Source organism: Sporosarcina aquimarina (assembly GCF_019748715.1).
GTDB classification, from domain to species: domain Bacteria; phylum Bacillota; class Bacilli; order Bacillales_A; family Planococcaceae; genus Sporosarcina; species Sporosarcina newyorkensis.
Genome location: NZ_JACLBZ010000017.1, coordinates 1 through 26,056, shown reverse-complemented (window position 1 = coordinate 26,056; position 26,056 = coordinate 1). Strand labels below are relative to the sequence as shown.

28 protein-coding genes are annotated in these 26,056 nt (G+C 42.3%); 2 read left to right on the top strand and 26 right to left on the bottom strand.

Annotated features, from left to right (window positions below):
• Positions 1 to 46: 46 nt before the first annotated feature.
• The 9 genes from H7J92_RS09710 to H7J92_RS09670 form a co-directional block, all read right to left on the bottom strand.
• A complete protein-coding gene (locus tag H7J92_RS09710) occupies positions 47 to 1,837 on the bottom strand; it encodes an ATP-binding protein (RefSeq protein WP_078816445.1) in 1,791 nt (596 codons plus the stop codon).
• A complete protein-coding gene (locus H7J92_RS09705; RefSeq protein ID WP_078816444.1) occupies positions 1,834 to 2,553 on the bottom strand; it encodes a response regulator transcription factor in 720 nt (239 codons plus the stop codon). The genes H7J92_RS09710 and H7J92_RS09705 overlap by 4 nt, the downstream gene beginning before the upstream one ends.
• Before the next feature lie 290 nt (positions 2,554 to 2,843).
• Complete coding sequence (gene ccsB / locus H7J92_RS09700; protein WP_078816443.1) at positions 2,844 to 4,028, bottom strand: c-type cytochrome biogenesis protein CcsB; 1,185 nt, start codon at positions 4,026 to 4,028, stop codon at positions 2,844 to 2,846.
• Positions 4,028 to 5,677: a cytochrome c biogenesis protein ResB gene (gene resB / locus H7J92_RS09695; RefSeq protein ID WP_221836755.1), complete on the bottom strand. Its 1,650-nt coding sequence runs from the start codon at positions 5,675 to 5,677 to the stop codon at positions 4,028 to 4,030. Before resB ends, ccsB begins: the two co-directional genes overlap by 1 nt.
• Before the next feature lie 15 nt (positions 5,678 to 5,692).
• Positions 5,693 to 6,226 (bottom strand): thiol-disulfide oxidoreductase ResA, encoded by a 534-nt coding sequence (gene resA, locus H7J92_RS09690; protein ID WP_078816441.1) that lies wholly within the window; start codon positions 6,224 to 6,226, stop codon positions 5,693 to 5,695.
• A gap of 104 nt (positions 6,227 to 6,330) precedes the next feature.
• Positions 6,331 to 7,062, bottom strand: a complete 732-nt coding sequence (locus H7J92_RS09685) for a pseudouridine synthase (RefSeq protein WP_078816440.1) — start codon at positions 7,060 to 7,062, stop codon at positions 6,331 to 6,333.
• 198 nt (positions 7,063 to 7,260) lie between these two features.
• Positions 7,261 to 8,271, bottom strand: a complete 1,011-nt coding sequence (locus H7J92_RS09680) for a D-alanyl-D-alanine carboxypeptidase family protein (RefSeq protein ID WP_221836754.1) — start codon at positions 8,269 to 8,271, stop codon at positions 7,261 to 7,263.
• Entirely contained in the window at positions 8,268 to 8,885 is a 618-nt protein-coding gene (gene scpB / locus H7J92_RS09675) for an SMC-Scp complex subunit ScpB (protein ID WP_078816438.1), read from the bottom strand. The genes H7J92_RS09680 and scpB overlap by 4 nt, the downstream gene beginning before the upstream one ends.
• Entirely contained in the window at positions 8,878 to 9,624 is a 747-nt protein-coding gene (locus H7J92_RS09670; protein WP_078816437.1) for a segregation/condensation protein A, read from the bottom strand. Before H7J92_RS09670 ends, scpB begins: the two co-directional genes overlap by 8 nt.
• Before the next feature lie 37 nt (positions 9,625 to 9,661).
• Here H7J92_RS09670 and H7J92_RS09665 point away from each other — a divergent pair, with 37 nt between their 5' ends.
• On the top strand, positions 9,662 to 10,171 hold the full coding sequence (locus tag H7J92_RS09665; RefSeq protein WP_009497180.1) for a DUF309 domain-containing protein: 510 nt from the start codon (positions 9,662 to 9,664) through the stop codon (positions 10,169 to 10,171).
• Here the strand turns inward: H7J92_RS09665 and H7J92_RS09660 are convergent.
• The 12 genes from H7J92_RS09660 to H7J92_RS09600 all read right to left on the bottom strand — a co-directional run bounded on the left by H7J92_RS09660 (position 10,168) and on the right by H7J92_RS09600 (position 21,216).
• Positions 10,168 to 10,542 (bottom strand): GNAT family N-acetyltransferase, encoded by a 375-nt coding sequence (locus H7J92_RS09660; RefSeq protein WP_009497181.1) that lies wholly within the window; start codon positions 10,540 to 10,542, stop codon positions 10,168 to 10,170. The genes H7J92_RS09665 and H7J92_RS09660 overlap by 4 nt on opposite strands.
• Positions 10,543 to 10,720: 178 nt before the next feature.
• Positions 10,721 to 12,049, bottom strand: a complete 1,329-nt coding sequence (gene lysA / locus H7J92_RS09650; RefSeq protein WP_009497182.1) for a diaminopimelate decarboxylase — start codon at positions 12,047 to 12,049, stop codon at positions 10,721 to 10,723.
• Positions 12,050 to 12,138: 89 nt separating this feature from the next.
• Positions 12,139 to 13,599: a spore germination protein gene (locus H7J92_RS09645; protein ID WP_221836753.1), complete on the bottom strand. Its 1,461-nt coding sequence runs from the start codon at positions 13,597 to 13,599 to the stop codon at positions 12,139 to 12,141.
• A gap of 1 nt (position 13,600) precedes the next feature.
• Complete coding sequence (locus H7J92_RS09640) at positions 13,601 to 14,389, bottom strand: SigF/SigG family RNA polymerase sporulation sigma factor (protein ID WP_009497184.1); 789 nt, start codon at positions 14,387 to 14,389, stop codon at positions 13,601 to 13,603.
• A gap of 3 nt (positions 14,390 to 14,392) precedes the next feature.
• Entirely contained in the window at positions 14,393 to 14,839 is a 447-nt protein-coding gene (gene spoIIAB / locus H7J92_RS09635) for an anti-sigma F factor (protein ID WP_009497185.1), read from the bottom strand.
• Positions 14,829 to 15,182, bottom strand: coding sequence for an STAS domain-containing protein (locus H7J92_RS09630; RefSeq protein WP_040758189.1), 354 nt, complete (start codon positions 15,180 to 15,182; stop codon positions 14,829 to 14,831). The genes spoIIAB and H7J92_RS09630 overlap by 11 nt, the downstream gene beginning before the upstream one ends.
• An 875-nt stretch (positions 15,183 to 16,057) precedes the next feature.
• On the bottom strand, positions 16,058 to 17,353 hold the full coding sequence (locus H7J92_RS09625; protein ID WP_078816990.1) for a pyrimidine-nucleoside phosphorylase: 1,296 nt from the start codon (positions 17,351 to 17,353) through the stop codon (positions 16,058 to 16,060).
• Positions 17,354 to 17,361: 8 nt separating this feature from the next.
• Positions 17,362 to 18,555, bottom strand: a complete 1,194-nt coding sequence (gene deoB, locus H7J92_RS09620) for a phosphopentomutase (protein ID WP_078816435.1) — start codon at positions 18,553 to 18,555, stop codon at positions 17,362 to 17,364.
• Between the two features lie 23 nt (positions 18,556 to 18,578).
• Positions 18,579 to 19,478, bottom strand: a complete 900-nt coding sequence (gene xerD / locus H7J92_RS09615) for a site-specific tyrosine recombinase XerD (RefSeq protein WP_221836751.1) — start codon at positions 19,476 to 19,478, stop codon at positions 18,579 to 18,581.
• 44 nt (positions 19,479 to 19,522) lie between these two features.
• Positions 19,523 to 19,993 (bottom strand): ferric iron uptake transcriptional regulator, encoded by a 471-nt coding sequence (gene fur, locus H7J92_RS09610; protein WP_009497191.1) that lies wholly within the window; start codon positions 19,991 to 19,993, stop codon positions 19,523 to 19,525.
• Positions 19,994 to 20,089: 96 nt separating this feature from the next.
• Positions 20,090 to 20,602 carry a hypothetical protein gene (locus H7J92_RS09605; RefSeq protein ID WP_221836749.1) on the bottom strand — a complete coding sequence of 171 codons (513 nt, stop codon included), beginning with the start codon at positions 20,600 to 20,602 and terminating at the stop codon, positions 20,090 to 20,092.
• 62 nt (positions 20,603 to 20,664) lie between these two features.
• On the bottom strand, positions 20,665 to 21,216 hold the full coding sequence (locus tag H7J92_RS09600) for an NUDIX hydrolase (protein WP_009497193.1): 552 nt from the start codon (positions 21,214 to 21,216) through the stop codon (positions 20,665 to 20,667).
• A 62-nt stretch (positions 21,217 to 21,278) separates the two neighbouring features.
• Here H7J92_RS09600 and H7J92_RS09595 point away from each other — a divergent pair, with 62 nt between their 5' ends.
• Positions 21,279 to 22,187, top strand: a complete 909-nt coding sequence (locus H7J92_RS09595) for an aldo/keto reductase (protein ID WP_246602772.1) — start codon at positions 21,279 to 21,281, stop codon at positions 22,185 to 22,187.
• Between the two features lie 66 nt (positions 22,188 to 22,253).
• Here the strand turns inward: H7J92_RS09595 and H7J92_RS09590 are convergent, their stop codons facing one another.
• The 5 genes from H7J92_RS09590 to H7J92_RS09570 all read right to left on the bottom strand — a co-directional run bounded on the left by H7J92_RS09590 (position 22,254) and on the right by H7J92_RS09570 (position 25,784).
• Entirely contained in the window at positions 22,254 to 22,493 is a 240-nt protein-coding gene (locus tag H7J92_RS09590; RefSeq protein ID WP_078816430.1) for a hypothetical protein, read from the bottom strand.
• Between the two features lie 221 nt (positions 22,494 to 22,714).
• On the bottom strand, positions 22,715 to 22,999 hold the full coding sequence (locus tag H7J92_RS09585; RefSeq protein ID WP_009497196.1) for a hypothetical protein: 285 nt from the start codon (positions 22,997 to 22,999) through the stop codon (positions 22,715 to 22,717).
• Positions 23,000 to 23,180: 181 nt separating this feature from the next.
• On the bottom strand, positions 23,181 to 24,218 hold the full coding sequence (locus H7J92_RS09580) for a hypothetical protein (RefSeq protein ID WP_040758193.1): 1,038 nt from the start codon (positions 24,216 to 24,218) through the stop codon (positions 23,181 to 23,183).
• Between the two features lie 122 nt (positions 24,219 to 24,340).
• Positions 24,341 to 24,694 (bottom strand): DUF2200 domain-containing protein, encoded by a 354-nt coding sequence (locus tag H7J92_RS09575; RefSeq protein ID WP_009497198.1) that lies wholly within the window; start codon positions 24,692 to 24,694, stop codon positions 24,341 to 24,343.
• Positions 24,695 to 24,746: 52 nt separating this feature from the next.
• Positions 24,747 to 25,784 (bottom strand): DUF1835 domain-containing protein, encoded by a 1,038-nt coding sequence (locus tag H7J92_RS09570; protein WP_245799408.1) that lies wholly within the window; start codon positions 25,782 to 25,784, stop codon positions 24,747 to 24,749.
• Positions 25,785 to 26,056 lie beyond the last annotated feature (272 nt).

Here is a 26,056-nt window from a genome sequence, read left to right as displayed (position 1 = left end):
AATCCCCTCGCTCTATTATAGTAGTCGATTCATTTGAGGAAAGGTTTCAATTCTTTGGAGAATCAAATGGAAGTGAGCAAATGAAGACGGTTCCTTTCTCATCTCCATGTTTCGCCAAAATTGATCCGTGATGTGCATCCATGATGTTTTTTGCGATAGCCAAACCTAAACCTGTCCCACCTTTACCTCGCGTCCTCGCTTTGTCTGCTTTATAAAAACGTTCAAAGACAAATGGTAAGTCTTTTTCAGGAATCCCTACGCCTGTATCAGAAACCGACAGATCAAGCATCCCATTCGATCGATGGATTCCTAGTGTCACTTCACCTCCATTAGGTGTATGACGAATCGCATTATCAATCAAATTGGTAAATACTTGTTCAAGGCGATCCTCATCGGCAAGTATAACTAGATTTGATGATTCTTCTGTATTTAAGGTGAGATTCACTTGCGCGTCTTTTGCTACTTGAGAAAATTTTGTTACCATACGATTCATAAATTCGAAGATCGGTAATGGGTTCTCATGCAACTGGATATGACCCGATTCCATTCTTGCCAAGTCCAGCAAGTCTGTCACCAAGCGACTCATTCGCTTGGATTCATCATGAATAATTCGAACCATTTCCATGCGTTCTTCCTCACTGCTGACCACATCGTCAATAATCGCTTCACTGTACCCCTGCAACATTGAAATAGGAGTCCGTAATTCGTGGGAGACATTGGCAATAAAGTCTGAACGCAATTTATCCAATTTATGCTGTTCCGTCATATCCCGAAATACAGCGACCGCACCTCGAATATTATTTTCGCTATAGAGAGGACTGATGGAAATGACATAGAACTGTCCACCTAATTCAAGCTCATCTTCCACTTCCTCCGAAAATGAGATCGCATGCTCCAACATATGGAAGACTTCCTTTGGCAGAGGATGATGCTTTTTCTCATTGTAGCCATACCATTTTTTTAATAACAGCTCGGCTTGTGGATTCTTCAGCAATATCGAATAATCCTGATTAAACGTAACAACTGCATCTGTCATGGAAGTTAGAATACTGGATAATTGTTCTTTCTCCTGTTTGATTAACTCCATATTGTATTTTAATTGACGTCCCATTTGATTAAATGCTGTTGCGAGTTGACCAATTTCATCGTTTTGTGCAACTGGCAAATGAGTATCAAAATTCCCTTTGGACAATTCGAATGCAGCTTGTTTCATTTTCCGTAACGGCAGCGTAATCCGTGTCGATAAGAAAAAGGCAAAAAATGTAGTTAGTATGAATGCAATGAATGCTGATAAGAATACAATATTAGTTGTACTTTTCGTCGTGCGGTGTACTGCGTCCAAACTTTGGTACATGAGGACACTTGCTTTTTCTCCTGAAAATTGTTCATAAGGATAAGAAAGAATCAAATATTGCCCCATTACTTCGTCTTCGTCTAAAGATGGAAGGATCATTTCCTTTACAATCTGATCGCCAACTTCCGGTGATTCAAAAAGACTTCGTTCAGATAACAATTTTTTTTCAATTTCTTCTTTACTTGCAGCCGTATGGAACGAATAAAGAATTTGCCCTTCTTGACCCACTATTATCGCATTGGTCTCGGTGTCCAGTATGTCTTCTATGATCAAATGCATGGAACTCGTAGTTTGTCCTTCATGATCATTGACAATTTTGCTGATGGTGGCAGCTTCCCTCTGCAAGGATTCTTCTGCTTGTTTCGTATGAAAATTATCCAGAAACTCCAGCAGAAGCAATGTCACGATAAACAGGACAAATGAAACGAGAAGCAATATGGTGGCCCATAGCTTCCCGACAATTGAATTCCATATTCTAATCATTCGTTCGGAACCTCGAACTTATAACCGACGCCCCAGACGGTGACGATCATTTTGGCTGCCCTTTCAGATACACGACTTAACTTTTCTCGAAGTCGTTTGACGTGCGTATCTACCGTTCTCAAATCTCCAAAAAACTCATAGTGCCAAACTTCCTTCAATAACTGCTCGCGATCGAACACTTTATCCGGAGATTTCGCCAAGAAATAGAGCAATTCATATTCTTTCGGCGTCAAATTCACTTCTTTACCCTCCGCCGTTACACGGTGTGCATCGTGATCGATTGTTAATTGAGGGAATACGACTAAATCTTTCGATGTGGTAGACGATGAAACATTCGGGAAAGAAACCGACCTTCTAAGCATCGCTTTAACACGCAGTACCACTTCTCTCGGACTGAATGGCTTGACGATATAATCATCCGCACCGCTTTCAAATCCGCCTACACGGTCGGATTCTTCACCTTTTGCAGTCAAAAGAATGACAGGTGTCATTTGCTTATGTTCACGCAGTTCTGCCAACACTTCCAACCCATCTTTTTCAGGCATCATGACATCAAGCAATATGCAATCATACTGTTCAGCAAACGCTTTCTCCAAAGCTTCTGCTCCATCCACCGCTTCGTCGATTTCATAACCTTCGCGAGATAGATACATATTCAGCAGTCGGCGAATCCGATCCTCATCATCCACTACTAATAATTTCACTGTTTCTTCCACAAATCATTACCCCTTTCGACAATCTTCTATGTCCATTGTACAATTTCTAGTGTTTAAAAGAAATCAATTACGCCTCGGCGTAATTGCGTCCGGATTCTTTCGAGCGCACTCGTAATGATCCATTAAAAATCCATGACATCTGCCGGAAGCTATATCTGTGCTCAGCAGGCGTCTGAATACCTACCGCTCAGTAATAAATTCACATACATCTTACAAACAATAGAGGTGAGAGTTTTCATCTGAATTCAGATAAAAAGACTGCATGACAAGTTTTGCCATGCAGTCTAAGCTTACGCGTATGAATGCAAGCCTGCAATAATCAAGTTAACTGCAATCAAGTTGAACATAATGATCACGAAACCGATCACTGCCAGCCATGCTGATTTTTCTCCTTCCCAACCGCGAGACAAACGCAGGTGAAGGAATGCAGCGTAGAATAACCAAGTGATGAGCGCCCAAACTTCTTTCGGGTCCCAGCCCCAGAACCGTGACCATGCTTCATGCGCCCAAATCATTGCGAAAATCAATGCACCGAGCGTGAAGACAGGGAAACCGATTAAGACTGAACGATAGCCGATCTCGTCCATCAGCTGAGAGTTCGCTTTCTTTGCAAGCGGTTGGAATACTGCGGCGATTGGTTTGCGTGCAATTAAACGTAATAACAGATAAAGCACAGAACCTACCGCAACGGCCCAGACAAGAGAGGATAACTTTTGTGCGTTTACAATTGGCGGCATCTCAATCCAAGGAGTCATAGCATCGGGCGTCATCGCTTCGTATTCATTCATTCCGAATAACGGAGGAACATGATACGTAATTTCAGCAGGTGCCTGATTTTTATCAATATACGTAAATTCTGCTTCATAATTCATTACCTTGAATGTCGTGGATGTTACGACAAAACCAAGTACAAGTATTAATGTATACATAACAGCTTCAATCCAAAAACGTTGTTTAGATTTCTTTGTCATATCTATATTTTTCACTAAAAACACAAGGCCTGCTATAGCACTGATTGCTAGTATTGATTCACCAATAACCGTTGTAATTACATGGATGAATAACCATTTACTCTGCAATGCAGGGATTAGCGGAGTAACTTCTCTCGGGAACATCGTTGCGTATGAAATAATGATAATCGCAATCGGCAAAGCAAATAACCCAAGCGAAGGTGTCCGGTATATAATATATAACAGAATAAATGCCCCTACGAGCATCATCCCGAATGCAGTCGTGAACTCAAACATATTACTGAGAGGTGCGTGGCCTGATGCGGCCCATCTCGTAAAGAAATAGCCTAAGTGAGCAAGGAATCCAATAATTGTAATGACTAATCCAATCGTTCCCCACTTACTGTTATGGTAGGCCTTTTCAGTTTTCGATTTTTTGATGGCTCCGCCAAAAAATAATGTCGCCACTAAATAAGAAACAAATGATACAAACAACAAGTTACTACTGACAGCAACTAAATCCATTACTTTTCGTCCCCTTCCTGTTCTTGCTTGTCCAATTCAGGATCTTGACGATCTATATAAGCAGGCAAGACGGCAGACTCTCGAACTTTATCCAGATCTTTTCGTAAAGAGAACCAGTTTTTATTCGTATGGGCCGCAACCAATATATGACCTTCCGCATCTTTTTGGACCCAAATCCGGCGGTGTTGCCAATAAGATCCTTGGATGACACCAATCATGAAGATCAGACCACCCAATAGCAAAATATAGAGCGTTTTGTCTTTTCGGATCGTTAAACCTGATATGTTACGTGTTTCAGCAGAAGCAAATTTAACGGCATAATCGTTCTCTTCCACTTCCAGCGTTTGGCGAATCGCAACGAAACTTCTTTCACCTTCCGGCTTATCCGGTGTCTTCATTTGGAAAATGAACGCTGGATTATTCGGAACTGGCGATTTAGAGTAAGGTTCACCGTCCTTCACTCCGTCATAATCCGGATAGAATCCAATCATCTTAACGGACGAACCATTTCCAAGATCATACTCTTTTTCAGGCTTACTCAAATCAACTGTGAACTCACCTAATGATTTTTCCGTTGATTTGTTCACCAAATGAAAAGTCATGGTACTCAATTCATTCAGCTTATAGTCCATCTGGAAAACATTATAGCCATTAAATTTCAACGGCTTGTTGACTACAATAGAATAATCCTGCATTTTTTCGAGGTCGTCACTCCCCGGTAATGCGCCTTCTTTTTCTTTGTAAAGGGTGACATCTGTCTGATACGTCTTTACAATCGAGCCCACTTTATCTAGAGCCTCACCGAAAACTTCTTCAGCTTCGTCCTTCGTATAATTCTCTAAAATGAATCCTCGGTTTTCGAGTACATAGCCAGGCGCTCCTACAATATTACGCGTTTCCCCTTCACGCAGCCACATCGCTTCATCGACGTAGAAGCCAGGAATCCCTCTCAATAGAACTCCCGCAAAGAAAATGATCAAACCAGTATGATTTACATAAGGGCCCCAACGTGAGAAACGATGTTTTTCTGCTAAAATAGCACCATTTTCTGTTTTCACGTTATAGCGCAGTTCTTTCAACTTCTCTTCTGCCTTGGCAAGAGCCTCTTCCGTGTTTTCTACATCCCCTTCTCCATAAATACGCTGGCGCTTCATGAAGGATGGGTGGCGACGTGTACGTTGCTTTTTCAGTGATTTATATAAAGGTACCACACGGTCAATACTCGCAATGATAATTGAAGTTGCCAGCATGACAATCAGTACTTTAAACCACCAACTATTGTACATATCATAAAAGCCGAGCTGATAATAAATCTTTCCTACCACACCATATAGACGTTCGTAGTATTCCGCATACTCGGCATCCGTTGTAGCGGGGACGTAGAATTTCTGCGGAAAAATGGTTCCGATCGCTGAAGCAGCCAGTACAGCTACAATTATACTGACACCAATCTTCACACTGGAGAAAAAGTTCCATATTTTATCGACAATCGAGCTTTTATACGTCTGGGATCTTCTGGAAGATCCTTCGTATCGCATATCCACTATGTCACTTTTCTTTGCCTTTTCAGACAAAGGACGCCCACACTTCTCACAAAGTTCCGTACCATAAGGGTTTTCATGACCGCATTGGCATTTAATATTGCTCATTGAGTAACAAACTCCTTACTTTGGTTGAATACTTTCTAAATACTCCCTTATTTGCTGTTCACTCATCCCTTGCTTAATAATCTTCGTAATCTTGCCTTCGGGATTAATCAAGAAGGTGGTAGGCAGCGGTTTGATGTTGTAAAGATCCATTACTGTTTTATTCTTATCCCATAACATCGGGAATGAGAGGTTCAAGTCATCTCGGAAGAGTTCTACCTTTACTTTCGGCTCTCCTACGTTGACTGTCAGTATATGTACACCTTTTGCTTCAAAATCTTTGTACATATCCTCCATATGAGGCATTTCTTTCTTACATGGCGGACACCAAGTTCCCCAGAAATTCAAAAACACACCTTCACCTTTATAATCCGATAGACGATGTGCATTTCCTTCCAGATCTACAAGCTCGAAGTCAGGAGCCTTGTCCCCTTCTGCTAAGACCTTCACTCTGTCTTTTGAAGTAATCGCATATACAATGATGGCTGCCATAATTAATAGAAGGACTGTCCTGCTAATTAGCCTGATCTGTTTTTTATTTTTCTTGGCCAATCATAATACCTCCCGTCGTAAATACGTTCCAATCGCTATTATACCAAAACGCAAATTCAGTTGACGTCGCACTAGTGATAGGTTTGTGAACTTTTGAGGCTTTCTTAGCCGATCTTCCCGGTTTCCGCAAGAACACGCAGTTGTTTAATTTCATGGGTCGTCAATTCTCGCGCTTCTCCTGCATTCAGCCCGCGTGTCGTCAAATTGGCGAACTGCTCACGCTTTAGCTTCTGCACAGGGCAGCCAATCGCATCGAACATTCGGCGGACTTGTCTGTTGCGTCCTTCATGAATGGTGATCTCTACAATCGCAGAGTTGGTTTTTTTATCGACAGTTGTCATTTTCACCTGAGCAGGCGCTGTTTTACCATCCTCCAGCTCAATGCCTGTCTCTAGTTTTTTAAGATTTTCTCGCGTAGGGATTCCTTTAACTTTTGCGACATACCTTTTTTGAATCTCAAATTTCGGATGTGTCATCAAATAAGAGAAATCTCCGTCATTTGTCAGCAACAACACGCCCGACGTGTCATAGTCCAGTCTGCCGACAGGGAAAATCCGTTCGCTAACTTCCGGTACTAAGTCAATTACTGTTTTGCGTCCTTTGTCATCTTGTACAGTGGAAATATAGCCACGTGGTTTATAGAGTAAGTAGTAGACAGGCGATTCTTTTGTCAGTTGAACACCTTCTACTGCAATTGTGTCCATTCTGCTAACTTTTGTTCCAAGTTCCGTCACGACTTTGCCATTTACTTTGACCAAGCCGTCAACGATGAGTTTTTCTGCCTTTCTTCTAGATGCGATGCCGGCCTGCGCCAATACTTTTTGTAATCTTTCCATGGTTTCCTCCTTGATGTTACCTAAATAGAACTCTGCGTGTAGATGATGCGTTGTTACTTCTGTATGAAGGTCGGTAAAAAACGACATACCTAACTTATTCTACTTTAATTGATACTGAAAAAATTATGTCACACTTTGCGGTAAATGAAAAGAAGACTGACCTAGACAGGACAATCTTCGAAATTGTGTGTATTCAATTCACTTTTCCGTTTCGATATCGACCGCTACTGTCTTGATCGGTTCTGTGTCCAAGTAAATCGACCAGAAACCTTTTTTTTGAGTTTCTTCGGTTTGGGGTATTTGTAAAACGTTGGATAGGTGTTTTTTCTCTTCTTTTGATACGAGTAATTTAATGGGAGTATCTAGTTTTGCGGTCATATGAGGGAAGATTTGATAGCGTCCTTTTTTTGCGATGGTATGGTTTTGATATTCGGAAAACGCTTGTTGCGATAAATGTTTGTGTACTTTCCAGTCGTCTCCGTTATTTAACGTTACAACAATAACGGACTTACCATCTTTTTCGAAATACGTAGCTAATGTTCGACCGGCCACCTTTGTAAAGCCCGTTTTGCCAGCGATTGCTGTAGGTTCGGATAGCAGCAAACGGTGCTTATTTTGCCAGCTGTTTTTGCCGTGTTCCGTCTCAAATGGATAATTCGTCGTAGTAGCAATCTTCCGGAATTTCGGGTTTTCCATCGCATAATAAAGCATTTTAGCCGTATCGTACGCTGAAGATAAATGTCGATCATCATGTAGGCCGGATGGGTTTGTAAAATAGGTTTGTTCTAATCCATGGCTTTGCGCTTTTTCATTCATCAAGTGAACGAAGCCTTCTACAGACCCGCCCGCATGTTCAGCTAGTGCTTGAGCAGCATCGTTCCCTGAACGAAGCATCAGTCCATAGAGTAAATCGTCCGTTTGCATAGCGTTGCCATATTCCAAGTAGATTGATGAACCTTCTGCGGACGCCGCTTCTTTTGAAATGATTGTTTCCTGACTTTCCGATTGCGACTCCAAAAATGTATAGGCCGTCCACATCTTCGTTAGACTCGCAATAGGCAAGGGTTGATGTTCATTCTCTCCTTTTAGCAGTCTGCCGTTTTCAGCGTCGATCACTGCCCAAGCTGATCCTGCCGCACTTGCAGCTTGGGGTGAAGCGAATAGCACGAATCCCAACAACAACAAAACAATGACTGAAGACTTTCTCAAGCGTCAATTCCTCCTTCGTCTTGAATTGAGAATGCTTCCTGAAACTTTGTCATAAATAAGTCTGGATCTTCCTGCTCCTTTTCTTCTTCCAAAGAAAGTGGCGGCAATTCTTTTAAAGACGCAAGACCAAAACGATCGAGGAAGAAATCCGTCGTACCGTATAAAATCGGTCTTCCCGGTCCTTCCATTCGCCCAACTTCCGCCACAAAACCTTTACCTGTCAATGAATGCAGAGCCCGTTCAGATTTCACACCCCGCAAATCATCTACTTCAACCCTTGTAACCGGCTGTTTATATGCGATGATCGCAAGAACTTCCAATGCTGCTTGAGTAAATGTTGAAGGCTTCGGATTCTCCAACATCTTCTTGATCTCATCTGCCAATTCACTTTTCGTCACCAATCGGTAGCTGCCGCCATAACTTTTCAAGGTGATGCCTCGCTTCGAGTCCTGATCATAGTCCTCATGCAAAGCAGTCAGTATTTTTAGCGTCTCATCTTCATTACGTTCCAATAAAGCAGCCAAATGAGTAAGAGTCAGTCCTTCCTCACCTGCTACAAATAAAAAACTCTCCGTCATGCTCAAGAGCTGTGATTCTATTTCCAATTTATACATCTCCTTGAATCAATGAGATTAGCAACTCTTCGAAATTATTGCTTTGTCGAACTGTAACTTCCTGAAGTTTCATCAGTTCGAGCAGTGATAGGAATGTCAACACCAATTCTGCTGTAGTTTCGGTCTCAAAAAGCGCATGAAACTCGCATTCACCGCCACAAGTCTCCAGCTTACTCATAATGACAGACATCTTATCCCCGACAGATTGCTCTGTCTTTGTTATACTCGCTGTTAGGGGCAAGCGAAGTTTTTTTCTATGAAGCATCTTTTGGAAAGCACCGATTAAATCAAAGACGTTTAACGGATCTTCTGATTCCTGAACTGGCAGTTCTCCATAGCCCGATAGATCTTCAGGCTTTTTCGTGAAATGCTCATCGCGGTCCGCAGCAGATTCTCGCAATACATTCGCCGCTTCTTTGTATTTCCGGTACTCAATCAATCTGGCAATGAGCTCTTCACGAGGGTCCTCTTCCTCATAGTCGAAATCATCGTCAAATGCTTCCTCTTCATTGACCGGCAACAACATTTTACTCTTAATTTCCAGGAGAGTGGCCGCCAATACAAGATACTCACTTAGTTCGTCTAATTGGAGAACGCGCATGGCATATAGATGCTCTATGTACTGGTGTGTCAATTCCGCCATGGGGATATCATAAATGTCGATCTCCAATCGATTGATCAAATGCAATAATAAATCTAGCGGCCCTTCAAAAACTTCTAATTTCACACTATAACTCATTTTAACTACCTACCTTAACAGAAAGGAATGATTTAGGATGCATCCTTACTCTCATCCTCTATTTCTACATTTTATTGTGTATTTCAACGACAATCAAGATTATTTCGAATGCCACGAAGTGCTAGAAGAATATTGGAAAATGCAAGAGGATTTTTCGAAAGAACATCCCTTGACCGGCTATATTCTTATGGCTACTGGATTATACCATTGGCGCAGAGGCAACTTAACAGGTGCGGCTCGCACATTGACAAAAGCACTTCATCGTTTTCAACAAATGCCGATTGAATACAGCGTCTACAAAGAAGAGGTAGCAGTGAATCAACTGATCGACCACTTGAAAGACAGCTTGGACCGTCTTGAGGGCGATGCAATCTTTACTCCATTCCTTCTGCCGATTTCACCAGCACTTCTGGAACTGTCTGAAAAAGCCAAGCCGACGATTTCACTTCTTCCGAAGAACAGCGCATCTGTCATTCATAAACATATGCAAAGAGATCGGTCTGATATTCTCATTCAACGCGAAGAAAAGAAGAAGGGCAGCAGTTAAATATCTGCGCCTTCTTCTTTTCGTTTACATCTTTCTATAAACTGCTCAGTGAAATCAGTACTTTGACATTGATAGCCGGGATAGATTAGCGCCAGTTCTTTTACCATATCATAGCCAATTCCTTCGCTACGAAAAGATGGATTGACCGAAATATGCTGAATGGTGTAGGTTTTATCGTGTTCATGTACCTCTACACCAATCAATCCGATATAATCCTCTGACTCTTTATAAAGAAATAGCTGCCAATCCTCATCACAAAGATATAGTTGGATGGTTTCTTGTAGTTTACGCAACATTTTTTCGCTAGGGATGTACGATAAAAAACCCATAGCAATTTTCTCATGCGCCTTTTTAAAACGTATAAGTTTCAATAGTAACCCCTTCTTTTCAGAAATCCTTTGTACAGTTTACATGAACATTCCATTATATTCAACTCATCACTTTACAGTTACCGGGGATCAATCACTGGCACAACAAAATACCAATAGGCAGCTCCCCAAATTAAACCAATGACGAGAATCGCTAGGAAAAGGATCAGATTCTTCTTCCTCATTGAGAAATCTCCTTCGCTTGCTGATGTAGCGGAAGATCCAATTTAATAATGTCTTCATAGGTTTCCCGTCTCACCACTAGTTGGTGCTGACCCTTTTCCGCGAATACAACAGCTGGCCTAGGCAAACGATTGTAGTTGCTGGCCATGGAATACGTATACGCACCCGTACAAAAAACAGCTAGCAGATCACCAGTCTCCACTCTAGGCAAAAAGGCTTCTTCAATCAATTTGTCCCCTGACTCGCAGCATTTCCCAGCGACAGTCCACTGTTGATCGTGCGGCTCATTCATCCGGTTGGCGATGGCACTTGAATAGTGCGCATCATACAATGCCGGGCGAATATTGTCAGACATCCCGCCATCAACTGCTACATATGTCCGGATACCAGGCACTTCTTTCGTGCTGCCAGCAGAATAAATCGTCGTGCCGGCATCGCCGACAAGAGACCGGCCAGGTTCAATCCAAATTTCAGGAACCGGATATTCGTATTCCCCTGCCATCGACTTCACAACTTCAGCCATTTCTTCCACATACACTGCCGGCTCAAGTGGATGGTCTTCCTCAGTATAACGAATGCCGAATCCGCCGCCTAAATTCAATACCGGACAAATAAACTGATGAACTGTTCGCCACTCCATCATTTTCTCCATCAATACTTCTGCCGCAAATTTAAATGCATCCGTTTCGAATATTTGTGATCCGATATGGCAATGCATCCCTAGAAAATTAACGAATTCATGATCGAGCAACGCGTTAAAGGCTTGATCAGTTTGTCCATTTTTCAAATCAAAACCAAACTTCGAATCCTCTTGTCCAGTCGTAATATAATCATGGGTATGAGCTTCTACTCCTGGTGTAACGCGAATCAAGACATTCATTTTCTGCTTGCGCTCAGAAGCGATTTCCTTAATGATGTCGATTTCCAAAAAATTATCGATTACGATACAGCCGATTTGTTCTTCAAATGCATAAGTAATCTCTTCTCTGCTTTTATTGTTTCCATGGAAGTGGATGCGCTCGCGAGGAAAGCCTGCTGCAACAGCAGTATATAATTCTCCACCCGATACGACGTCAAGAGACAGCCCTTGCTGCTCTGCCAATTGATAGATCGCAATGGAAGAAAAAGCTTTACTCGCATACGCCACTTGCGCCTTCATGCCTTTTTTCTCAAATGTCTCTTTGAAACCTGACGCGCGTTCCTTGAACAACTCCGTGTCATATACCATGACAGGCGTTCCGTATTGTGAAACAATCTCGGTGACTTCCACTCCTCCGATTGTTAAATGGCCTTTTTCATCCACCGTTTGTGTCCCATAAAGATGCATCTTACATACCCCTCCCGAATTCTCTTAGATAAACTTTATCATAAGAATACGGAAAGAGGCAATGTTCGATCCAAACAGGTCCTAAGCATTCAAGACATCCTGTCACGATTAGGGGATTTTGTAACAAACGGCCGCGGATCATCGATTGTCATCGGGAATCGAATCAATACACGAAGCAAGGCTTTCGGGAAGAATGGGGTGAACGGCCACAAATACGGCACATTCATCGGTTTCAAAGAACATAAATAGTAATAAATAAAAGCAAACGCAAGGAAAAACCCAGGTGCTCCAAGCAAAGCTACGGAAACTAACAAGAAAACCCGAAAAACTTTCGTCGTTATACTTAATTCAAAAGAAGGAATCGCGAATGTCAAAATTGCACTGACAGCGACATACAATACGACCTCAGAAGAAAAAAGTCCCACGTCTATTGCAACTTGTCCGATGACAATAGCAGCCACCAACCCCATCGCAGTAGATAGCGGGGTCGGTGTATGGATGGCCGCCATCCGTAAAATCTCTATCCCTACATCCGCCAAGATCAGCTGCACAAATAACGGCACTTCACCCCATTCATTCGGTCCTATATATTTAATGGCTTCCGGAACGAATTCACTTTTGGTAGAGAGTAAATACCAAAACGGCAGCATCACTAAGCTGAAAAATGTGCCGATAAAACGCACTCCACGAATAAATGTTCCGATCAAGGGTGCTTGCCTGTACTCTTCTGCGTGCTGCAGATGATGAACAAGTGTGACAGGCACCAGAATGACGGAAGGTGATGTATCTACAATAATCGCGATATGACCTTCCAGTAAATGAGCCGCGCAAATATCTGCCCGCTCGGTATAACGAACGAACGGCATTGGATGGAATCCTTGTTTGAATAAGAATTCTTCCAATGATTTGTCCGTCATCGTGAGGCCATCAGTTTTTAGATCATCCAGCCGTTTTCGCACGAAATCCAAATGCTCTTCATTCGCTGCGCCCTTCAAAAAAGCAATGGCAATATCCGTTTTTCCTTTTACAGATGTTTCATGCATTTCAAAACGAAGCTCTGTAGCACGCAATCTTCTGCGAATTAACGACGTGTTGGTCAAAATATTTTCCGTGAAACCGTCCCTTGAACCGCGAATAACTTTTTCGGTGTCCGGCTCTTCTGGTTGTCTTCCTGGATAATTTCGAACATCTAAAGTGAATGTGAATCCATCACTCATGACGAAAACGGCTAATCCGCTTAATATAACCTTTGCCAGCGTATCTTCATCCTCGACTACCTCAAGCGCATGATATGGAAAATAATCGATCATCGCACGATCTGTTCCTTCGTCGGAAGAAGCATCTTTAAATAATTCATTGCGGTATTGCATTTCTGTCAGTAAGGTAGTTAAGACCTCGCCATCTACTAGTCCATTCATATACAGAAGAAGTATCTCTTTATCCCACAGGTGAATCAACCGACGTGTAGCGTCATATGTTTCGTCTTCGCCAAACTGGTTGATGAACCACCTTTCCCCTTCTCTTATAGACTTAAATAGATTCTTGGTCAAATTATTTTCTCCTCACCTTCTCGAGTGCCTCTTCGGCATTCGCTCCCATCCAAGTTTTCATCTGGGCCAAGATTTTCTTTTCCAATCTGGAAACTTGTACTTGTGAGATACCGATCCGTTCAGCGATGTCACTTTGGGTGTAATCTAAGTAGTAACGCATATAAATAATTGTTTGGTCCCGTTTATTCAAACGAGTAATGATGTCTCGCAATGGAATATGATCGAAAACCCGCTCTGAACGGTCGTCACGTAGCTGATCCATTAAGGTCAGACTATCTCCATCACTTTCATATAACTGCTCATGTAACGAAGCCGGGTCACGCAACGCATCAGACGCTAATATAACATCTTCCACCGTTACTTCGAGTAATTCCGCTACTTCCGAGATGGAAGGGGAGCGACCATTTTTCTTAATGAAATCATCCGTCGCATGTCGAATCTTATAGCTCAGCTCACGGATAGTCCGGCCTACTTTCACCATACCGTCATCACGCAAATAGCGTTGAATTTCTCCTACGATCATCGGAACTGCATACGTTGAAAACTTCACCTCATACGAAAGATCGAATTTATCTATTGATTTCATCAAGCCAATACAGCCAATTTGAAACAAATCTTCTAAATCCGCACCACGCGAAGCGAATCGCTGAACGATAGACCACACAAGTCTCGTGTTGCCTTCTACCATCATTCTTCTAGCTTCTTTGTCACCCGTTTGTGATTCTTTGATGAGTTCTCTCATCTTCTCTTGGGACAGTAGAGCGTGTTGCTTCTCAACAGATGCTTCCATATGTCACCTCATTCTACTTACTTCTGTGACCGGCGAAAAGTTCTTTTCGAATGTCACGATAGTCCCGGCTCCGAGGGTAGAATCTACACGGATACAATCAGCGAAACTTTCCATAATAGTAAAGCCCATGCCTGAACGCTCCATTTGCGGCTTTGTCGTAAACATCGGCTCCATCGCCTGCTCTACGTCAAAAATCCCCATTCCTTCATCCTTTACAGTCATTTTGATGAGGCGGTCTTCAATCGTCGCATGAATGGTTACCAAACTTTTTCCATCGCATTCATAGCCATGAATAATCGCATTCGTGACAGCTTCAGATACGATGGTCTTAAATTCGGAAATTTCTTCTAAAGTCGGATCTAACGGTGTGATGAAGCAAGTCATCGCCATGCGTGCAAGTGCTTCATTTTCTTCGATCGCCAGAAACGATAAGGTCAACTCATTTTTCATGTACAACCCCTCCGATTTCGTCGATTGCTTCTTCGACTGTACATTTTCTAATCACAGCGCTCAGGCCTGAAAATTGAAAGATTTTCTCCATTGTTGGTGACGGATTAAGTATCAAGGTTTCTCCGTTGACGGGTGCAAGATCACGCATTCTGCCAAGTATGAGGCCAATGCCTGCGCTGTCCATAAAGCCTAGCTTGTATAGGTCCCAAATGATTGCGCGTGTTTTTCCTGTGAATATTGCGGTTGATACTTCAGTTCTAATTTGATTGGCTTCATGGTTGTCGAGTTCACCTGCCAGCGTGATCAAAACAATGCCATTTTCCAGTTGGGTAATAGTTGCCATGTGTTCAAACGCCTCCTTCATGAAGCTATCATTCCACATTTAGAACCCGAATCCTTTACTTTTGACAAAACTAGTCATGAGACGTTAAAACTTCTTAACTTACGACATTGAAAAGTAGTCTCGGCGCCGCTGGTACGGCAAAAATCATGCGTCTGCTTTTTCTTTTTACTGAACGTTGGCGCCTACCGCTTGTGCCGAAGTAAGTTCAACAACGTTACTCTTTTGTTGTCTCGTCCCTCGACTTTTTAATGTGTCCGAGATAAGGGACACTGGGATGCACATTGACACCGCTGCGCGGCTGGGGGATTGCCTCCCGCCAAGAGCCAACTAGCAAAAGCATGCTAGCTGTCTCATGGCTACGGCTGACCCCGCAGTTGCGGCTGCGCTGGTATGGTGAAAATAAGGTGCGTAGCGTTTAAAATTTTCAATGCTTCAGTGTCTGCTTAGTAGTCTGAATTCAGTTTGCAAGGAGAAGTTACCTTATCTCTTCCTCTTACTGAACGTAGGCGCCTTACAAGCGGTAGGCGGAGTGATGAGACAGACAGGCGGTCTTCCTGACTGGCTTATCGCGGGAGCCATCCGCTAGCGCCGAAGTGTATTCAACGACATTACTCTTTTGTTGTCTCGTCGCTCGACTTTTAATGTGTCCAAGATAAGGGACACTGGGATGCACATTGATACCGCTGCGCCGCTGAGGGATTGCCTCCCGCCAAGAGTACACTGGAGTTCACTTAGCTTTACAATTGGTTAAACTATCTCAAGCTAAATAAGAGTATGTACATTGAAAAACTGTTTTACACATAAACAACAAAAAAAGCCATATGTCCCGGCAGATTCCTTCTTCGCGGAATCACCTGGACATATGGCTTTATTATTTATAAAGAATGAATTAAGGATGGTGCTTCTGCTTTTTCGGCGGAGATGTATATATGGTCCTGCAGCAGCTTGATAGAATCGTCCACTTGCTGCTTATTCGAATGAAGAATGGCGAGTGGTTCGCCTTCTTTGACGTAGTCTCCGATTTTTCTGCATAAGACAATTCCAACTGACAAATCGATGACATCTTCTTTTGTGGCGCGACCGGCTCCTAACAGCATTGCTGCTACTCCTACCTCGTCTGCATCGATCTCGCTTACATAGCCGCTTTGTTTAGCAGGTACTTCGATTTGATACTGTGCGTGCGGAAGGAGATCAGGATTTGCTATAACTTCCGCGTTACCGCCTTGTGCTTTGATTAATTCGCCGAATAGGCGTAACGCTTCACCATTTTTAATGACGCTTTGCAACTGAGCCCGTGCATCTACATCGGATGCTGCTTTGCCGGCAGCCAGCAACATTTTACTGCCAAGAACTAAGCAAAGTTCCGTCAAATCGGCTGGTCCTTTACCTTGCAGTGTCTCAATCGCTTCTTTTACTTCTAACGCGTTACCTATAGCGAGCCCTAACGGTTGACTCATATCCGAGATGACGGCACTCGTGTTACGTCCTACTTCATTGCCGATTGCCACCATCGCGTCCGCTAACTGACGAGAGTCTTCCAATGTCTTCATGAACGCGCCGGCGCCCGTCTTGACATCCAAGACAATCGCATCTGCACCCGCCGCAAGTTTCTTACTCATAATGGAGCTTGCGATAAGCGGGATACTGTCCACTGTCGCCGTGACGTCTCTCAGCGCGTATAACTTCTTATCGGCAGGTGTCAAGTTTCCGCTTTGTCCGATCACGGCGATTTTTAGTTCATTCACTTGCTGAATGAACTGCTCCGTCGAAATTTCCACATGGAATCCTTCAATTGCTTCGAGCTTATCAAGCGTACCGCCTGTGTGGCCAAGTCCTCGACCACTCATTTTGGCAACCGGCACACCACAAGCGGCGACTAACGGAGCTAAAATCAACGTAGTCGTATCCCCCACGCCTCCAGTGGAATGCTTATCCACTTTCACTCCCTCAATGGCTGACAAATCTATCTGATCGCCTGACTCTGCCATAGCCATTGTTAAATGGCCTTGCTCTTCCGTTGTCATCTTCTGAAAAAAGACAGCCATCAAAAACGCACTTGCCTGATAATCCGGTATGGATCCATTTGTATAGCCAGTGACAAAAAATTCGATTTCTTCTTTTGTCAGTACTTCCCCGTCTCGTTTCTTCTCAATGATATCCACTATGCGCAGCATGCCGATTAGTCCTCCCTATTCAATAAAGATAAAAAGCTCTCTCCGTATTCAGGTTTGTCTACCTGGAAATTCTCAGCTATGGTTGCGCCGACGTCAGAGAATGTTTTACGTATCGGCAATTCCCCAGCCCCTTTATTGCCAGGTGAATAGACGAGCAACGGTACATATTCTCTCGTATGGTCTGTACCTTCATGAACTGGATCATTACCGTGATCTGCTGTAATGATCAATAAATCGTCCGGCTGAAGGGCTGCCATAATTTCCGGCATACGCGCATCGAATTCCTCCAATGCCTTGCCGTAACCGATCGGATCACGACGATGGCCATAAAGTGCATCGAAATCGACTAGATTGATAAAGCTGATTCCTTCGAATTCTTTTTGCATCACATCGACCAGTTTATCCACTCCATCCATATTCCCGCTTGTACGAATGGCTTCTGTCACGCCTTCTCCATTATAAATATCTGCAATCTTACCGATTGCGATAACGTCATATCCTTTATCTTTTAACTCGTTCATAACTGTTTTACCGAACGGTTTCAGCGCGTAATCATGACGATTTGTCGTCCGTTTAAAATTACCCGGTTCACCAACGAATGGACGCGCAATAATACGTCCAACCAGATACTCCGGACGCAACGTCAATTCTCTGGCAATTTCACAAATACGATATTGTTCTTCGATTGGAATGATTTCCTCGTGGGCAGCAATTTGAAGAACAGGATCCGCAGAAGTGTAAACAATGATTGCACCCGTTTCCATATGTTCTTGACCGAGTTCTTCAATGATTTCCGTTCCGCTTGCCGGCTTGTTACCGATCACTTTACGGCCCGTTTTCAATTCCAGCTCCTCGATCAATTCTGGCGGAAAACCATTCGGATACACTTTGAACGGCTTATCTATGCGTAAGCCCATGATTTCCCAATGCCCTGTCATCGTATCTTTACCGACTGATGCCTCTTCCATCTTTGTATAATATCCCAATGCATCTTTTTGAGGTACCAATCCTTTGACAGGCGCAATATTGGCTAGTCCCAGCCGCTCCAGATTCGGCATCTTTAAACCATCCATTTCTTCCCCGATATGTCCAAGAGTATTGGCTCCAACATCCCCGAAAGCCTCGGCATCGGGTGCTTCCCCAATGCCTACTGAATCTAGTACGATTAAATGAACTCGGTTATAACGTAATTTTTTCATAAAAAAACCTCCAATATAGTGGATTACGCTCTTGGATGATACATGCTGTATACATCCTTCAAACGCTTTTTGCTGACATGCGTATAAAGCTGTGTCGTAGAAATATCAGCATGACCAAGCATTTCCTGGACTGCCCTCAAATCTGCTCCATTTTCGATTAAATGAGTGGCGAATGAATGGCGCAACAAATGCGGAGAAATCACCTTTTGAATATTCGCTTTCTGCCCCGCATCCTTGAGAATCTTCCAACAGCCTTGTCTTGTCAATCGCTTTCCATGCATATTGACAAATAAAGCATCCGGGTCCTGCCCGGCTCCAATAAACTTCGGGCGCGCGTCATTCAAATAACTGCCACAAGCATCAATTGCAGAACGTCCCAATGGCACAATCCGTTCTTTGCTTCCCTTACCAAAGACCCTGACAAATCCCATTGTCAAATGAAGATCAGCCAAATCAATCGCTATCAATTCACTTACCCTCATTCCGGTCCCGTATAACAACTCCAGAAGTGCTAAATCTCGTAATCCTTGGGGTGCAGTACAATCCACTACATCCATCAGCTGCTCTATTTCTGGGATGGACAAGACATCCGGCAACTTCTGTTCAATTTTCGGAAGTTCCAAATGGATGGTACAGTCATGTGTCGTGAGTTGTTCTCTCACTAAAAATTGATGGAACGAACGGATTGAAGAAATATGTCGTGAAAGTGTGCGAGAAGACTTGCCGCTTTCCTTTAGCTTTTTTATATGCTGTAAAACAGTGGAACGTTCAATCGAATTAAGCGTTTCCAACTGTAAACTTTCTAGATAGCGTATGTAGGAAGTCAGATCTCGCTGATAGGATTTCACTGTATTCTGTGCTAGCTGACGCTCCACTGTCAAAAAGTGTACATAGTCTTCCAGCGCAAACCGTGCTTCTTTCATAAAAGGTGACCCCTTTCCAATGAAAAAGTAAAAAAGGATAGCACTTATGCCATCCCATCGTCCTCTTTCTTCTTTTCTGTATCTTTACAACGTTTGCAAATTCCGTGGAAGGTCAGCCAGTGGTCTTTCACCGTAAATCCATAACGGCTCTCCACTACTTTTTCCACTTCACCAAGTAAGTCTTCTTGAATTTCATCAACGACGCCACATTCCAGGCAAATCAAATGGTGATGGAAACGCGCTGCGCCTTCTTCCCGCAAATCATAGCGTGCAACGCCATCGCCAAAATTAATTTTATCGACAACTTTTAATTCAGTCAGTAATTCCAACGTGCGGTAAACAGTAGCAAGCCCAATGTCTGGAGCTTTCTCTTTTACTAAGAGGAATACATCCTCCGCACTTAAATGGTCTTCTTTATTCTCAAGAAGAACGGCTACAGTCGCTTCACGCTGAGGCGTCAACTTATAGCTGGCCCCGTGCAATTGCTTCTTGATCCGTTCGATTCGGCTTTCCATACGACGCCCCCCTCAAATTGTCTCCATTATACCAAACTGTCTTTCAAGTTGACAATAGAAAGGAAATGATCAGTTCTATCTGGTTATTAATAGAGCTTATTTTATAAAATAAAAGATCAATAGTTCCAATAGCTGGATGATTAAAAGCAATCCGATCAGCAACGGAATAGCAGAAAGCGGACGATCTTTCTTGAGTGCCGGTGCAACAAAGAATGGCGGGTTCAATACGGTGCATAAGATAAGGTAAAGAAAGCAACCGACCAATTGAAACGGGAACCACCAAACGGCATACATTACAAGCTTCATGCCAGTCGACAGTAAATATGTAGAGGAAAGGCCAAAGAGTACGCACTTCGTTGCCCCGATCAACGGAAGGATAAAACGGACTCTCTTATATTTAGACAGAATGATGATCAACGTAATGAAAGTAAACGTCACGATTAAAGGAGACCAGATGGACGCTTCTGACCCTTTCACTACTCGCTGATCATATAATCCGACGATTGTTTCCAATGCATTGATCGGCCACTCCCTGAATAACAACGCCCCTCCAATATAACTGATTGCGAGTATAACGAATAAATAAATAAAAGACAATGATCGAGCCATAATTAGGACACCTCCGCATCGTTTTTACAACATATGCTTGTCCGTCCTAAATTAGCTCAATTTTAATCAAATTGAAGACTTTTTACATACCAAACCCCGACAACCGTTTTAGCATCATAGATTCGTTCGTTCGCGATCAATTCTTCTGCTTCTTCCACTGTCACTTCCAGTACATCGATAAATTCATCTTCGTCACCTGCAGCAGGTTGATCGACTTTTTCCAAATCTTCCGCTATGTATAAATGAATAATTTCATCCGCGAAGCCCGGTGAGGTGGAAAAGGTTTGGAGATATTTAAATGAATTCGCACGGTAGCCAGTTTCTTCTTCCAGTTCCCTGATCGCTGTCAGTTCCGGTTTTTCTCCTGGCTCGATTTTTCCTGCCGGGATTTCAAGCATCGTTCGTTCCAGCGCTTTTCTGAACTGTTCCACTAAGACCAGTTTACGTTCTGCGGTAATTGCGATGATCGCGACAGCGCCCGGATGTTTCACCAGTTCTCTTTTCGCAATTTTTCCGTCAGGCAGTTCGACCTCATCCACTTGCATTGAAATCACTTTACCTGTAAAGATCTTTTCTGTCGATAGGGTGCGTTCTTCAAACTTCAAAACTTTCAACCCTTTCCATTGGTTTTCTATCTCGAATTCATTGTACCATGAAAGGTATAGGAGGGATGCAAATGAAGAAGCGAAAAATAGGTTCCAGTGATTTACAAGTTTCCGAACTGGGACTCGGCTGTATGTCATTACCTACTGACCTGAAAGCGGCTCAATCGGTACTCGATGCTGCCATTGATAATGGCATCAACTATTTCGATACGGCAGATCTGTATGATAAAGGAACAAATGAAGAACTTGTAGGAACTATTTTAAAAGAAAGACGAAAAGATCTGATTATTGCGACGAAAGCGGGTAATAAATGGACAGCAGGCGAGGAAGGCTGGAAGTGGGATCCATCAAAACAACATATCATGAAAGCAGTAAAGCAAAGCCTACAGCGTTTACAACTCGATTATATTGATTTGTACCAACTACATGGAGGCACGATGGAAGACAACGTGGAAGAAACGATTGAAGCGTTCAAGGTGTTGAAAAAAGAAGGGATCATTCGGGAATACGGCATTTCTTCCATACGCCCTACTGTCATTAAGCGGTTTCTGGCACAGGGCAGTGCAGTCTCTGTCATGATGCAATACAGCCTACTGGACCGTAGACCTGAAGAATATTTCCCGATGATTGAACAGCACGGTGCATCCGTAATTACACGAGGTACAATTGCGAAAGGCTTGTTGACAGATGAAGGCAATGCACGAGCTGAAAAGATGAATGGTTTCGCGTCCTATTCAGAAACGGATCTTCAGAAGACTGTGCAGGCGCTTTCTGAAAAAACAACGGATCTGCATGCAGCCGCTATTGCTTTTGCATTGAAGCAGTCAGCTGTAGCCTCTGCATTAATTGGCGCTCGAACTCCTGAGCAACTACAGCAAACACTGAATGCCTATGAGACAGTAATTGACCCGCAATTGCTAGATGAACTGACGCGCGCGACGGCACAGCATCGATATGAACAGCATAGAGTTGAAAGTTAAGATAATAATAAAAAGAACTATCCGAACGGTCGGTTCTACCTGACTTTTCGGGCAGTTCTTTATTGACTAGATGTCCATTTCCTTCTCCATCGCCTCCCATATCACCCGATGTTTGGCTTTAGGTATACCATGAACTTGCTCATATCGACAAAGCTTGCATGAACAGTGTACTTTTCCTTTGCTTAAGGTCCCCCGAATGGGCAAATGCCGTTCTTCGTATCCAAGAATATCCCGTAAAATCGATACTTTCTTTTTAATAATTCGCTCGCGTTGGTGGCGAGTATACGCTCTTGACCGGTCTTTCACATATATTCAGCTCCTTTGATCAACCCAAGCTTGCAAGGTGCCTCAAAGGATTATAGAGCTACTTACAAGCTAGGTATGGAGCTGAACAACACGATGATTAGATTCATTACGCAGTTTCCTTTCCTAATAAATTTTGCACTACATAATAAAAGGATGAAACTACCCACAAATATTTGACCAATGATCTGCCACAGATACTACTGTTGAACGAGGATTTTATTTTAAACTAGTTTAGCTGCCAGTTTCGTATAAATTAAAGTTATAAAAAGAACTAACAAACCAAGTAAAATAGAGCCACCCCCCAAAAACAGGGATATTGCCATCCCATCCCATGCCCGCACGATTAGTAACCCATAGTAATGGGTTCCCGCACCTAGCAAGAGTAGAATATAACCGATCAAATATCTCTTACTTTTCCTCACACTCCATCCAATCCCAATTAAAGCAATGACAAAAATGATTGTCGGGAAAATATAAAACAAGAAATTAAAAAGGTGAACACTCATCGTTAATCAATCCTTTCTTGATTAGATTAACATTGTACTCCGATCCGCTTCAGGTATAATTTTGTCCAACAAGCACGACCATTTGTGGGAGATTTACTACCGCATCTACAGTTCATAGTTTTAAGTTCAGTTAAATATATTATCTCGGAAACGCCGGCAGATCAGTATTAATGCTTTTGGCTTATAATTTTGTTCTTAATACTTCTTTAAATTTGACTGAGTCATCCACTCGTATAGCAACTTGCTCATATTTTTTCTTTATGCCCATTAGCAAAGTTGCTTCTCCTGGATGCTTTAATTTTATTATGACATCTGGATAAGTCTTCTCAAAATCGCGGGCCACAAAATCAATAGTGTTCTTTGACAGCTTTTTTTCCAATATAGAACGATCTTCTATTACCTCTTCGATATCCTCCCACCTTATTTCCATACGTTTCATTAATCCCAATGAAACATACATACGATCATTTTCAATTTGCAGGGGATTAAAGCGCATTGCCTGAATATCGCCTAAAAATAAAACAACAGAATATATATTTAAAACTAACAATATTAGCGATAAAACCAAAGATTTATCATGCAACCACCAATGAACACCCAGTGTTTCCACCACGATGGCGTGGATCATCATCACTTGAAATGCTATTAAACTTGAATTTTTATAGAGAGTAAACGTATTTTCTTTATACTTAGGTTCTTTTTTCCAAAGACTAAAAGCATAATAGAACATAAGCATTTCGGAACATATAACTTGTATAATCGGATGTTTTCTTACTTTTTGCTCTACCGCATTTGAAAAAGAGAATAAAAGCGGAATTGGATTCTTCTTTACAATGCGGATGATTTCAGGTAAATAGTTAAAGAGAGTGAACAACAATAATACCTCGAGTAAAACGATCGCACCCTCCATAACAAAACCTACTAGTGTAAGCGTCTTAAAGGGAGCTAGATATTGCATCGGAATCATAAATCGTGCGACGATCAGTCCTCCTGCCATCAAGGTAAGAAGAGACTTCCAACTTAATTTTCGTTGCCAAGCTAAAAATAAAATCGGGGCTACAATGGTTAGGTCAATTAGTGAACCCAGAACCACAGGATTGGTATTAGCCGGCAATATGCTGATTCCCAAAGAAGAACGGTATAATGCAAAGTTGGAAACAAGTACGATAAAAAATAAGGTTGGCCATATCATATGGAGTGAAACTTTTTTAAACACCATAATTTTCACCTCAGTCATTTTCGATTTTAATAATTTTCATAAAATATGACGTTACTTCTTTACAGATCCTGTATTCCTAACAAAAGAAAGCTCAATTAAAAATCACTATCCCTAGCTTTTAATTATCCTTTCCGCAAAATCTTCTCCATCGTTTTTCCCTTTGCCAACTCATCGATTAACTTATCCAAATAGCGGATTTCCTGCATTATCGGTTCTTCAATTTCTTCCACTCGAATACCACAGATTACTCCTTTGATCAAAGCCCTTGCAGGATTCAATTGAGGAGCTTCCGCGAAGAAGGTCTCAAAGTCTGTCTGGTTTTCCAGTTGTACTTCAAACTCTTCTTGACTGTATCCTGTCAACCAACGAATGATTTCATCGACTTCTGATTTGGTACGCCTTTTTTTCTCCGCTTTCACAATATAATGGGGATAGACCTTTGCAACACTCATTGTATAAATCTTATGTTTTGTCATGATATTTCCTCCTAATTATTTCGTATTAAAAAAATTCAGTACTTTATGAAACTCAACGCAGGAACTCTTCATTTAATTTTACTTCATATAGCCGCATTGCCTGAAGATCCCCTCTGTATACAAAAACTTCTTTGGAAATCAACGCTCGGAGTCGAAATTCTATCCACTCATCTCCCGTATATTGCTGCATATGACCGATCACTTCGCCAATCAAGCGAGCTGATTTCATAAAATTATATGTACTTTGTTCTTTATGCAGGTACTTTGCACAACGAATAATGATATCATCGTCTCGATCGACATTTGAATGCCACAGTTCCCCATGCTCCCATGTTCTCAAAAGACTTTCCATTCGCAATAAGTTCTTCCCTTCGTCACAAAGCGCATGCCGTTTCGCTAAACGCATTGGTCTAAGTTCAAATTGTTCATAGAATAGCAGAAGTCGCTCGGGAGTCAGTTCGCCAGATGTACGAGGAAACAACTCCTCTTCAAGTTGCGAATACATAAAGTTTTCATGGAAAGCTTTAAATGTATTGAGCTCTAGGACTTTATTTGGTTTCTTGTCCAATAAATAAAGTACGATGCGTAACCCTGTTTGCTCTGCAGCGTTCTCACCGGTCCAAATAACGACCTGTTGATCAGGTGTTATTGCTTTTATTTTCTCAACCGCTTTTACCATACCTGCTTTATACTGTTTAAAATCATCGAAGAACGGATGATAATTCTCCTTAAACCATTGAAAACGAGATTCAAGCCCTTTTCTTGTATGAAGGGATTCTATAGGACCGACCGAAAAGTTGTCGGATAATACGATAATCTCCTCTGTTAATTCGTATGAAGTTTCACGAAATGAAGCTTTTAAACTCCCTCCCGTAGAATCTCCGAACACAATATGTACAGTCTCCAGACCTTCTATTTTCCCATCATTTTTTGAAAGACGACGCAATGATTCTTTCACCGACTGCAGTATTTCGCTCAGTTCATTTTCTTCATGCTGTTCAGAACGCACTAGCAACACATGCAATAGCGCCTTTGCTTCTTGCTCATCTAATTTAGAGATAGCTTGTTTCAACCAATTTATATCCTCCATTTTCATCCTCCTCTGCTTTAGTCCTAAGGAAAGACAGAAGTTAATTCAAAAGTCGAACCTTTCCATAATTATACCATACCAGCCACTTACCCCCTGATATTTTTACCAATAAAAAAGGGGCTGGGACAAAACTAATTTGTTCATAATGAAAGACGAACGATCGCAAAAAATACAAAAGGTTCGGGTTACTTAGTGTGCGGTTAGGAAACTAGACGGTCAACTACCAGAAATCGTATTCGGGGCAACCGGTGTTTATTCGCAGGGCCTAGAGC